This window comes from bacterium (assembly GCA_013360215.1).
GTDB lineage: Bacteria > CLD3 > CLD3 > SB21 > SB21 > JABWCP01.
Genome location: JABWCP010000009.1, coordinates 50,291 through 62,816 on the forward strand (window position 1 = coordinate 50,291; position 12,526 = coordinate 62,816).

General features: G+C 46.4%; 11 protein-coding genes. All 11 read right to left on the bottom strand.

From position 1 onward, the window contains the following. Positions 1-69: 69 nt before the first annotated feature. Positions 70-1,320: an ABC transporter permease gene (locus HUU58_08070; GenBank protein ID NUN45626.1), complete on the bottom strand. Its 1,251-nt coding sequence runs from the start codon at positions 1,318-1,320 to the stop codon at positions 70-72. Positions 1,321-1,352: 32 nt separating this feature from the next. Then, positions 1,353-2,591: an ABC transporter permease gene (locus HUU58_08075; protein ID NUN45627.1), complete on the bottom strand. Its 1,239-nt coding sequence runs from the start codon at positions 2,589-2,591 to the stop codon at positions 1,353-1,355. A 15-nt stretch (positions 2,592-2,606) separates the two neighbouring features. Next, entirely contained in the window at positions 2,607-3,329 is a 723-nt protein-coding gene (locus tag HUU58_08080) for an ABC transporter ATP-binding protein (protein NUN45628.1), read from the bottom strand. A gap of 33 nt (positions 3,330-3,362) precedes the next feature. Then, a complete protein-coding gene (locus HUU58_08085; protein NUN45629.1) occupies positions 3,363-4,658 on the bottom strand; it encodes an efflux RND transporter periplasmic adaptor subunit in 1,296 nt (431 codons plus the stop codon). A 35-nt stretch (positions 4,659-4,693) separates the two neighbouring features. Next, complete coding sequence (locus HUU58_08090; GenBank protein NUN45630.1) at positions 4,694-6,013, bottom strand: TolC family protein; 1,320 nt, start codon at positions 6,011-6,013, stop codon at positions 4,694-4,696. 234 nt (positions 6,014-6,247) lie between these two features. Continuing rightward, entirely contained in the window at positions 6,248-6,976 is a 729-nt protein-coding gene (locus HUU58_08095; protein ID NUN45631.1) for a YIP1 family protein, read from the bottom strand. Between the two features lie 77 nt (positions 6,977-7,053). Continuing rightward, on the bottom strand, positions 7,054-7,428 hold the full coding sequence (locus HUU58_08100; GenBank protein NUN45632.1) for a VOC family protein: 375 nt from the start codon (positions 7,426-7,428) through the stop codon (positions 7,054-7,056). Positions 7,429-7,436: 8 nt separating this feature from the next. Then, positions 7,437-8,453, bottom strand: coding sequence for a zinc-binding dehydrogenase (locus HUU58_08105; GenBank protein ID NUN45633.1), 1,017 nt, complete (start codon positions 8,451-8,453; stop codon positions 7,437-7,439). A 3-nt stretch (positions 8,454-8,456) separates the two neighbouring features. Then, positions 8,457-10,379 carry a M61 family metallopeptidase gene (locus HUU58_08110; GenBank protein ID NUN45634.1) on the bottom strand — a complete coding sequence of 641 codons (1,923 nt, stop codon included), beginning with the start codon at positions 10,377-10,379 and terminating at the stop codon, positions 8,457-8,459. A 36-nt stretch (positions 10,380-10,415) separates the two neighbouring features. Then, positions 10,416-11,201 carry an acyltransferase gene (locus HUU58_08115; protein ID NUN45635.1) on the bottom strand — a complete coding sequence of 262 codons (786 nt, stop codon included), beginning with the start codon at positions 11,199-11,201 and terminating at the stop codon, positions 10,416-10,418. 22 nt (positions 11,202-11,223) lie between these two features. Continuing rightward, entirely contained in the window at positions 11,224-12,375 is a 1,152-nt protein-coding gene (locus HUU58_08120) for a pyridoxal phosphate-dependent aminotransferase (GenBank protein ID NUN45636.1), read from the bottom strand. Positions 12,376-12,526: the final 151 nt, after the last annotated feature.

Below are 12,526 nucleotides of genomic sequence, written 5' to 3' on the forward strand. Positions count from 1 at the left end.
AAAAAAGTTAAAACAAAAAAAGGCTGTGATCAACACAGCCTTTTTCTCTGATTATTTTCAAAAATTCGATTATTCAAACCGCAACGATTCGATCGGATCCAGTTTGGATGCTTTGGAGGCCGGCCAAATACCGAAAGCGATACCGATTCCGCTACAGAATACGAGCCCTATAATGGCCCAATCAAGCGGCAGTTTTACAGGTACGCTCATCAGAATGCTTACGATATTTCCGATAGCCATACCAACCATAATACCTATTGCTCCGCCGATTTCACACAGTACGATCGCTTCGATCAAAAACTGCTGCATGATGTCTTTACGTTTGGCACCGATAGCTTTACGAATACCGATTTCTTTGGTACGCTCCGTCACCGAAACGAGCATGATATTCATAATACCGATACCCGCAACGATCAAAGCGATACCGCCCATTACGATGGCTACCAGTTTGATGATCACCGTCATTTCGCCGAACGCACGGATCATCGTATCATTGGAATACATATCAAAGTCATCTTCGTCGAGCGGTTTTACGCCCCGCACTTGCCGAAGCAATCCGCGCACTTCTTCCATCACGTTTTCGACATTCGCACCCGCACGCGCTTTGACGGTAATATTCACCGAACGCGGCATGCCTTGATTGTCTTTCAGACCAAACTGATCCACAAAAGCTGAAATAGGAATACAAGCGCTGTTATCGCCGGACCCGGAAGCTGAAGCGCCCATTTCTTCATATATACCGATCACCGTATACTTATGACCGTTGATTTTGACAATCTGATCTATTGGATCTTTGAAAGGAAAAAGCTTTTTTGCAATCGTCGTACCGATCACGATCACGTTACGACCGACTTTGACATCTTCTTCGGAAATAAAACGACCGACACCCACCAACTGGTTATTATTGATCTGAAATTCCGGTGTACCACCGGCTAAAGATACATTAGGATTAGTTTTTTCCTCTTCGTGCTGCAACACGGAACCTTGTTCCCAAAGCTCAGCCCCGACGAGCTCTGCATCACGAATACGCTCGCGTATAGCATTGGCCTGTTCGATGGTAAGCGGCTTGCGTTGCCTGATTTTTCGCCAGTTTTGCCCGGGTCCGCCGATCGCCGGCCATTTCTGGACCTGAAAAGTGCCCGAGCCCAATTGGCTCATATCGGCTTCCATTTTACCTTGTATCACAGCGATGCCCGTCATAACTGCAATGATAGATGCTACGCCGGCGACAACACCGACCAACGTCAAAAAGGAACGAAGTTTATTGGCAAATACCGCATTAAGCGCCATCTTCAGATTTTCACGCATATCAATTTTCATAGCGACCTCTGTTCCTGAAATTCATTCCTTTTTTATTCGTAACGCAACGCATCAATCGGATCCAGTTTCGAAGCTTTGAGCGCCGGCAGAAGCCCTGAAATAATGCCTACCATGATCGCCATCACCACAGCCACAATCACAATACCGAGAGACAACGACGCGGCAAAAAAAGTATCAATCACGACACTGAGCAGGTACGACAATACAAGCGCAATCGCACAGCCGATCAAACAAATCATGGCGGCCTCAAATAAGAACTGGATCAATATCGTGCGTCGTTTGGCGCCAATGGCTTTGCGAATGCCGATTTCTTTGGTTCGTTCGGTCACCGATACAAACATAATATTCATCACGCCGATACCTCCGACAAACAGCGAAATACCCGTGATCAAAATACCGACCAAACCCACAACGCCCATGATGCTGTCATAGATTTTCAAAAAACTATCCTGACGATTGACGGAAAAATTATCATCGCGCGACGGTGATAGCTTACGAATTTTGCGCATCGCACCGATGATTTCATCCTGCGTTTCATCTAATTTACTGACGGACTGCACTTTGACAGCGAGACTCAAACCACGCGAGCGACCGAACGATTTCATAAACGTCGTAATCGGTATGGCCACTTGGTTATCAAAATTAGGGCCGCCAAAATTACCCAGGAGTTTTCCTTGTTTTTCCAATACGCCGACAATACGGAAATTGTACGCACCGACGCGTATGCGACGTCCGATGGGATCTACATTCTCAAAGAGTTGCTTTTTCACTTCGGCACCGATCACGCATACGTACTTGGAATTTTGTACATCAATCGCGCCGATATAACGACCGAATTCAGGTGTAGTGGACGAAGTAAGTAATTCTTTATCCGTTGTCCCCTTGATAAAAATATCATCGAGCGTCTTGGATTCATATTTGACGGGACGCATTGTACCCACCGTCGGATTAATCGCCACGACTTTGTCGCCAAGTGATTTTTCCAAGCGTTCGGCTTCTTCGAGATTGATTTGCGGACGATTGCGATATTTCCACCAGTCATCCATCTGTATCCACGGCTGACGCGTAACATACAGCACGTCATTTCCTAAAACGGATAATTGCGATTGAAACGATGTTTTCATTCCGTTCATCACGGTCATCGTCGTCGAAACGGCCGTAATACCGATCACTATGCCGAGCGTGGTCAAAAAGCCGCGGGCTTTATTGGCACGTATAGCCGTCATGGCGATACGGAAAGCCTCGAGTGTTTCGTATATAAATCGTTTCATAATAATTCTCGAAGGTTATTGGGCTTCCGCTTCCACAAGTACTTTTTTGAAAACCTTGCGGCCCGTGATCGCTTCATCGGTTTCGACAACACCGTCTTTAAGACGGACGACGCGATGCGCATGGGATGCGATATCCTCTTCGTGGGTGACCAAAATGATCGTATTGCCGGCTTTGTGAAGCTGCTCAAACACTTGCATGATTTCTTCGCCGGTTTTGGAATCCAAATTACCCGTCGGTTCGTCCGCAAGTATGATCGAAGGATTATTGACCAATGCACGTGCGATAGCAACGCGTTGGCGTTGACCACCGGAAAGTTCGTTGGGTTTATGTTTCATACGCGCACCGAGCCCTACTTTTTCGATGGCTTCGATCGTCAAACGCTTGCGTTCCGCCGGCGCATGGCCCGCATAGATCATCGGCAATTCTACATTGTGAAACACATCCGAACGCGGTATGAGATTAAAATTTTGGAATACAAATCCGATTTTGCGATTACGAATCTCCGCCAGCTGATCATCATTCATCTGCGCGACATCTTGCCCTTCGAAAAGATACTCACCGCTGGTCGGTGTATCCAAACAACCGATAACATTCATCATGGTGGATTTACCGGAACCCGAAGGTCCCATGAGCGCGATATAATCGTTTTTTTTGATTTGCAGCGACACGCCACGCAGTGCATGCACTTCTTCGGTTCCGATTTGGTAACGCTTGGTAATATTACGTATATCAATCAACATATTGTTTTCCTCAAAAGCGTCCGATGTATATTAATTATCGCGTGCTTCTTTGTTATCGTCTTTATTCGGCTTCTTTTCGTTATCCACTTTGACTTTGGAACCGTTCTCCAAAATCTTACTGATCGCGCGGAAGTTTCCGACGACGACTTCATCGTTTTCTTTGATACCGTCAAGAATTTCGATATGCGATTCGCTCTGAATGCCCGTCTTAACCGGACGCGCTACGGCCATACCGTTTTCGATGACAAATACGATTTCTACCACACCGTCTTTATTGGGCACGAACTGCGTATTGGTATCGCTGGCCATAGCCGCACCTTCTTTTTCGACGCCTTCTTTACGTTTGAGGCGCTCGGGTTCGCGTACCGTGACGCATTGGATCGGTACTTTCAACGTATTACCGCGTACATCCGTCGTAATATCCGATGTCGTAGACATACCGGGGCGCAGCATCAGAGGCGTATCGTCCAACGCGATCTTCACTTCAAATTCGGTTTTTTCTTCCGATGTGCCGGTCGCTTTTACGGTTGCGGAGTTCGCGATTTCCGTCACACGTCCGCGCAGTTTTTGTTCGGTCAAGGCATCCACTTCGATCACGGCCGTATCGCCGATTTCAACGGCCACGACATCATTTTCATCCACATTGACGCGTGCTTCCATTTCATTGAGATTGGCAACGATCATGATCACATCTTGCGAAAATTGCGAGCCGAGTGCAATTTCACCGACTTTTTTATTGAGTTTGCTGATCGTACCATCGATGGGTGCATAAATCGTCGTTTTGCTGAGATTATCCGCTGCTTGTTGCGCGCTGGCTTCGGCTGCCTGTACCTGGCTCTCGGCCGATTCGACCGAAGCGCGGGTAGTCGAAAGTGTTGTTTGTGCCACTTCCAATTCTGAAGCCGAGGCTAATTGTTTGGCGGTTAAATCTTTGACGCGTGCAAAATCCTGCTGCGCTTTTTCATAATTGGCATTGGCTGTTGCCACTTGCGACTTGGCCCTCAGAAGTTCGGCTTTGGCCTGATCCAGTTGCGCATCGTAAAACGTACGATCTAATGACACGAGCACTTGGCCGCGTTTCACTTTATCGCCTTCTTTTACGGTAAGTTGTAATATTTTAGCGCTGACATTGGAGCTGATCTTGATATCCGTGACCGGTTGGATTTTACCGGAGGCACTGACGGTTTTGATCACATCGCCGCGTTTGACTTTTTCAGTCTGCACTTCGACCGCATCTTCTTTTTTACCGCGAATGTTGAGAACGATCACTACCGTAAGCACCAGCGTTAAACCGACGCCGATCAAAATTTTGTTACGTTTAGACATAGCTCTATCTCCTAAAAAGGGTTTCTCAAAATTACTTATTGAACATCCAGTGTGCCAACGGCCAGCAAGTACTGTTGTTTGGCATACACAAAGTCATACGCAGCTTGCGTATAGTTGGCTTCGGCCGCCGCATAACTGGCATTGGCTGTAATCTGATCCAAAATCGTGCCCGCCCCGAGATTGTATTTTTCTGTAGCCAAACGAAGATCTTCTTTGGCCGCTTTGACGTTTTCCTCGGATAGTTTCATGTTATCGTAGGCGGTCTGCATATTGAGCAGAGCGATTTTCACGTCCAAAGCAACTTTACGTTTGGTGCTCTCAGCATTACTGCGCGCTGTCTGCAACGATTGATCTTGTTGAATCACACGGCTGTTGGTTTCAAACCCACTAAAAATGGGTATGGAAACGCTCAAACCTATTGAGGTGTTATCGTTATTACTGTAATTTGCAAATTTTAAATTCTTATCACCCCATTGATACGACGCAAAAGCATTGACCGTAGGATAAAAACCGCTTCGTGCAATACTTACGGTGCGACGCGCACTTTGGACACGACTTTCGGAGGCTAAATAATCCTTGCGATTTTGAAGCGCTTGTCCATACGCTTCATCGAAATTCATCTGATTCACGTCAAGACTTGAGGCAATAATTAGCTCTTTTAACTCGAGATCGGAATTGACATCAATACCGATCAGACTAGCCAATGAAGCTTTGGAAGTCTTGAGGTTATTTTTGGATTTGCTGACAGATAGCTTATCCGAGCCGACCTGCACACGTTGTTTGTACACATCGCTCAAAATCTGCGCGCCTAATTTATTGCGCTCTTCAAGACGCTTGAGTTGTTCTTCGCTACGCTTGAGATTTTCTTCATTGATGCGAAGCAATTGCTGATTTTTAAGAACATTGATATACGCTTCATATACATCCAACGTCACGCTTTGACGCGTTCGTTCAAAATTGTATCGTGCCGCCGATTCGTCCAGACGTGCTTGTGATGCTTCTGTCCAATTACGAAAACCATCAAACAAAACGTAATTGGCTGTTAACGAGTAACTATAGCTATTGAATGCACTGCCAGTCGTGGTATCTCGATTCGTCATGGGGCTTGTACCTGAAAGTGTATTCATCATTGTGCGACTCGCGCGCATTGACGCATCAACCGTCGGTAAAATTTTTCCTACAGTTTTAGGCAATACGTTAGCGGATGCGGAATTGTAGTCGTTTTGTGCGGAAATGACCTGTACGTTGTTTTTCATCGCGATGGTCAACGCTTCTTCAATTGTGAGCGCTTGTTTTTGCTGCGCCGTAAGATTGGCGGCTAAGGCGATCCAAACAATGGTCAATAAATGTTTCATGTCTCCTATTCTCCTCAAAATTCGGTAATTCATACAAACAATCGAGTATTCGGCGAATTTATCAAAATGTTTCACTTTTTCCCGAAAAATTATCCTTTTTTTCGTTTAACGGTATTTCTTATACCGATTAGACTGTTTCAGACAAAAAATGTTGCACATACAAAAGCCGTTTTATTATGATTCTTTATCATAAAAAAACGGCTATACAAATTAGACCATAGAATTTGCTAAAAATTAACCTCCGACACGCATACCCATCAGCGCCATACCCCACTGTGCCAATACCCAGACCAACCACAAACCAAAAACCAAAATCATCGATTTTGATTTAGGCGCTTTGAACACTACAGCTATCCCTATAGACATCACGATCAACATCCATATGGTAAAGATATCAAATTTGCTCATGATCAAGTAGGTCGTCGTATGGCCGAGTTCTTCTCCGATGAGGATGCCCAGTCCGGTATCCACGCGCATGCTTTGATTGATATACATGATCGGCAGCTTGATCAGAGCGCCCAAAAGATCCACGATCCCGGACCAGGAGAAAATAGCCAGCACTTGCGTAAAAGTAGCCGCTGACTTAAGCACAGCGCTCCCGCCCAACCTGAGTATCAACGCCGAGATAAAATATGCGATAACGATAACGACCATACCCACAGCGAAACCTACGACCCAAAATTTTTTCATCATCTCGATAGACTGATCAATAATGCGTTGTTTGTCGCCGTCAGGTATATTTTTATTTTCCATAATGGAAATGCGCGTTTTTTCGGCGCTTTCTTTTTGGATCACATCCTTCATCAATATACCAACTGCGATCATGGCCAGCAAAGCAAGCATCATGGGCAAACCCCATGAGGGCCGTGCAGCTATGTCGGTAAATGTCTTTTCAGGCTCGGTGATCACGCCGATTATCCGGTCCAAAGCACCTAACGGTTTAGGTTCTGTCATTGTCTCCATAGTATCTCCTGATAACAAAGGGATGGTTTTTATTTACTATCGGATACGTTGCCGCAAATTACTTTTTCTTACAGGTTTCATTTATTTTTTGACCTTTCTTCCATAATCCCGAAGGTATTGTCTTCCGGATCCTTGAAAAAAGCCATCCAAAGATCATGATCCGGCATCGGCGCTACCAATTGAGGCTGATGAACAACAACCACACCCACGGATTTTAGACGTGCAAATTCCTCATCAAGGCGAGATGTCTTATAATATAGAATGGGCCGGGACAGAGCGTATTCACCGGGCTCAGCAATTCCCAACATCAGGCGAACACCGCCAAGATCAAAAAAAGATAACCGGTTCGGAACAGTAAACAGATGCGTCAGGCCCACCGTGTTTTTGTAAAAATCTTCCATTACGTCCAGATGGGTCACATGCATTGCGATTTGACCGAGCGTTTTTTTCATACAAGACTTTACGGTTTAAGGATAATTTTACCAAACTGTTCACTTGATTCCATACGATGAAATGCGGAACGGCATTCGGCTAAAGAAAACACTTTATCCACAGCCGGCTTCAGTCGGTATTGATCGTAGATCTTAATCATAGCTCTAAAATCATCGATAGTTCCCATCGTGGAGCCTTGTATAGTCAGTTGTTTCCAAAAAATTTTTCGCAAATCTATGTGTTCCGGATTACCGTTAGTTGCGCCATACGTCACATAACGGCCGCCCGGTTTCATGAGATTGAGCCATTCGCCAAATGATGCGCCTCCGGTGCCATCCACGATGAGATCGGGTTCGATCCCGTCCGAAGCCATCTTTTTGAACATATCTGTTGCTTTATAGTTATAACCGGCGGATGCACCGAGCGAAAGCGCGCGTGCGATTTTTTCATCATGACCGGACGTCACGACGACCTGCGCACCGACGGTCATTGCCATTTGCAGAGCCAATGCCGCTACGCCGCCGCCGACGCCTGTGATCACGACCGTTTCACCCGCATCGGCTTTACCCTGTTTCATAAGCGCACGATACGCCGTCAAACCCGCCAACGGCAACGCCGCCGCTGCTTCATCCGAAAGATGCCCCGGCGCTTCGGCTAAATTTTCTACCGGAACCGTGACATACTCCGCAAGCGTACCCTGATCGGGCATGCCCAAGATTTTGTAATTTTTTCCCTGTGCCCTCGGGTTGTTCCCCCAAAACAAACCGGGATGAACCACAACACGGCGGCTGACCCAAATATTATCTTTTATGTCACCGACTTGCTCAACAGTGCCGCATGCATCGGAACCCAAAACAGCCGGAACTTGTATTTTGGCATATTTACCAAATACTATCCAGAGATCACGATGATTCAGAGCCGCTGCATTAATTCGGATCAACGCTTCACCCGGCTTCGGCTCCGGTTTAGAGATGTCGGTATAATGCAAGTTTTCAATAGAACCGACCGCCTGCAATACCGCCGCTTTCATGGTTTCCTGGTGCACGATTTACTCCTCCGGTGTTATTTGCAAAAGCACGCCGTCAAACGGGCAGAATTCGTATTGAAATTCGTACGCACGCCGGCACTTTTTACAGTACCGATACAGCAACGGCTTGTCTATAGATTTAGATGAAAGCCATGCCGCGCGAAAGTTTGATTTTTTTTCTGTCAGTGACTTACCGGTTTGCTCAACCGGGATAATTTCCAAGGACGGATCCACTGCAACTTTGACCCGTGAAGTGCCTTTGAGACCGCGCTGTTCATAAACAATCGTTACGCTGTCATCGGGTTTTAATTGTTTCAAAACCTCTTCCCACGCCTCAATAGAACGCACGGCTTGATCATTGAGCGAAAAAATTTTATCGCCGCGATCCAGACCGGCCAGATACAGCGGATCTCCTATGAGCGTGGCATCTTTGATGAGGATACCGTCGTCATCGGCTGCGAGCCGCACTTGTCCTAATGTCGGTCTATCCGCATGCGCAGCACGTGTGACGAAACCGGCATAATCCAGCAGCTTTTTATAATCCGGTAACCGGTTACCGCGAATCGTTTCATCAAAAAAACGTTGCGCCCGTTTTTTATCGCCGATCAGATCACCTAACGCCGATTCGAGATCGGCTGAAGTATAGGGTTTTTCCGTTTTACCGTACGCTTTCCACAAAAGCTGCATGTAGTCATCCAACGTTTTGCCATGTTCCGTGCGCAACGTCAGATCCAATCCCAAAGCCACCGTAGCGCCGTACCAATAATACGTCGAAAATATATTTTTACGATTCTGCGCATCCACCGAAGTCGCGGCATCGGTAAACGCCGCACGTTGGCTCATGTGTGCCGGACCGCCAAAATTTTTAGAGGGATCCACGACTACGTTATTCATCAATTTGGTTAATACCTTGCAATACCGGTCCACGCTTTGAATGCCCGCCCGTGTAATGATCAAATCATCATAGTAGGAAGTAAAACCCTCGGCAAACCAAAGTTCCTCCGACATATTGACCCGCGTTTTATCAAACGGTTCTAGCGATTTGGGACGAAGGCGTTCCACATTCCACGCGTGAAAAAATTCATGCGCCATCGTAGATGCGATATCCAAGAAATCACCGCTAATAGAATCCCGATTGGTGATCACACTTGAATTGCGGTGTTCCATCCCGTCCCAGGACGCATACGGCGTCAACTCCATCATAAAGGCATACCGTCCCTGATCAAAAACCGGAAATTCGCCAAAAACCGCACGCGCTTCGCGGACGATCACATCGCCGACTTTAGCCAAATATTCTGTCTGTTTCGGCGTTCCCGTATGATGAAGTATCAGCGAAAAAAGAATATCACCACTTGTCGCCGGAACGCGCCATGACGATTCCTGAAATGCGCTGATCTCAATAGGGCTATCCATCAGATAAGCCAAATCCGAAGCAATGTATACTGAAGCGCCGGACTCTTTGAGTTGTGTAGCGATGCGCCATGTTTTATCCGGAAGCGTAAACCGAAGGCGGATATTGCGATGGTCTGCGTTTTGTGCATACACAAACATCGCCGGGGGATTGATATGCGCGTGCGACGCATCGAGCGATAAATACGTGCCATCTACATGATCGCCGTACACTGTATAAAAAAAACGCACCGTTCCATCATGACCGGATACTTGCCACCCGTAAGGATCATTTTGGGTTACATCAAGTTTTTTTCCGCGCCCATCCTCGGCTCTAACCGAATACACATTTTTGATAAATTCGTGCAGTGCATAACGCCCCGGTGAGGAACGGCTCATCCGAATATCCAAAACGGGTGACGAAATATCCGAAAACACGGCCGTCACTTCCGCCTCATGATGGCGAATGTTGGGAAAGCGAACTTCATAGTTAACTTGTTGCGCAGATACACTAGCGGATACACAAACCCACCATAACAGGGTACGATAATTCATATTAACCTCTACTAAGATGAGAAAATGAAAAAGGCCTCAGAGATAAAATTTTGTTCTTCGATCTTTGAAAAGATCGTTTTTCGGCGTCATGTTTTTTTGACGTGACTTGGTCAAATCAATCTTTGCGATATAGACTTCTTCCTTTTGTTCCGGCGCACGATGTAGTAACACGCCTTTGGGGGCAACGATCTGACTTTGTCCCGTAAAGGTCAGCTCGCCGTGGGGACGTGTTTCCTCGCCATAACGATTGGCTGTGACACAATACACCATATTTTCGATGGATCGGGTAATCATGGCATTTTGGCAATAGTTCAAAACCAGATTGGAAGGATGAGCGATGATATCCGCGCCCATAAGCGACAGCGTGCGCGTCACTTCGGGAAAAATCCAGTCGAAACAAATCATCATACCGACCCGTGCCGAAGCGATTTTATGAACGCGCAGCGGTTTATCGCCCGGTGTGAAACAATTTTTTTCAGTGTTAAATAAATGAATTTTACGGTACACATCCACAATGCCTTTTTTACCGATCAGCAAGGCGCTGTTATAGTTTTTTCCCCCGTCCCGTTCATTGAACCCGGTGATCACGTGCATACCGTTTTTTTTGCATAACTCGACCAGTACTTCCACGACAAATGATTTTTTCGGATCTTCGGATAACGCATACGCTTCCTTACGATCGCGAAAATAATATCCCGTTGTGGCCAATTCAGGTAATACCATCAGATCAGCCTGCTTCTTTTCCAAAAGTGCGTAGATTTTGGCAGCATTATAATCTATATCTCCAAATTGCGGTTTGAATTGCACGTATCCGATTTTCATGTTTTCATTCCTATACAGATTTTTATGACGTTTGTCCGTTTTGCAATAATACATTTCGAATAACCTGAGCCGACGATGTGATTACAGATTCCGGTTCACCCGTAAAACAGAGGCGTATATACGAAGAAAAATCTTTGCCAAAATCACCGCCCGGCGCGACCAATACGCCGCCCATAATCATTTGCTCAACCAGTTGATCAAATGCCCGACCTTGCAAATACGGCGCTGCATCTAAAAAAACAAAATACGTTCCCTCCGGTTTAGCGACCGGCATGGCCAGTGCTTCCACCATCGCATCGCGCAGTTGTTGGTATTGGGCATTGATCCCGTGCATCCACTCGTGCCGACGCCGCAACGGTTCGACCATCATATACTGCCCCACCGGCGAAGGGCTATATAACTGGTGCACCATGACTTTATTCAATGCATGGATAAGTTCAGGCTCCGCGATCGCGTAGCCGAGGCGCAATCCCGCGAACATAAATATTTTAGAAAACGTAAAAATGCTGATGGTTTGTTCGCGTATACCCAACGTAGCGGGGGAAATCGTTTTACGCCCGTCAAATGCCAAACCGTCGTACGCTTCATCGCTGATCAGCCACAACTGATGCTGTTTTACAAAATCAACGACAGCCTGCCATTGTCGAGCATCCAACATTTTTCCTGACGGATTATTGGGCGAATTGACATACACGGCCACCGTTTTGGAAGTCGTTGCATTTTTGAGCTTTCCGAAAATATCCATTTCCGGTTGGTCATATAAGTCCATGTACAGCGGAACTTCGACCACTTTTCCGCCCGCGGCACGCACCATTCCCGTAAAGAATGGCCAGCACGGCGTTAACACGATCACTTCGTCGCCGGGATTGATCAGAGTCATCATCGCCGCACTCAACGCATTGCTCGCTCCGGCCGTCACTAAAACATGATCCCGAGTGGAAGTGATACCGTTGTCTTCGCTTACTTTTTCGGCAATGGTTTTACGCAGTTCATCCACGCCGTACGTGTTGCAATATTTGGTCATATCACGGTGTGCCGATGTGAAATAGTCGGCCAAAGGCATCGCATACGGCGGCCATAACGCCGTATCTCCGATATGCAATTTAGCAACCGATGTCTGCTGTTTGATCAAATGACGGTATTTTTCGTACACCGATCCGGTAAGCTCTTTCACGCGTTCGGCTGTATGAGGATATTTTGGCATGATGGGAATAAAATTAATTAATATACAATGTCGTTATGTTTGATGCTTTGGAACTTTAACTTTATTGAAAATTTTATCGCATAAAAGTAAACATGACAATGCTCATGTATTTTGCCGCCGG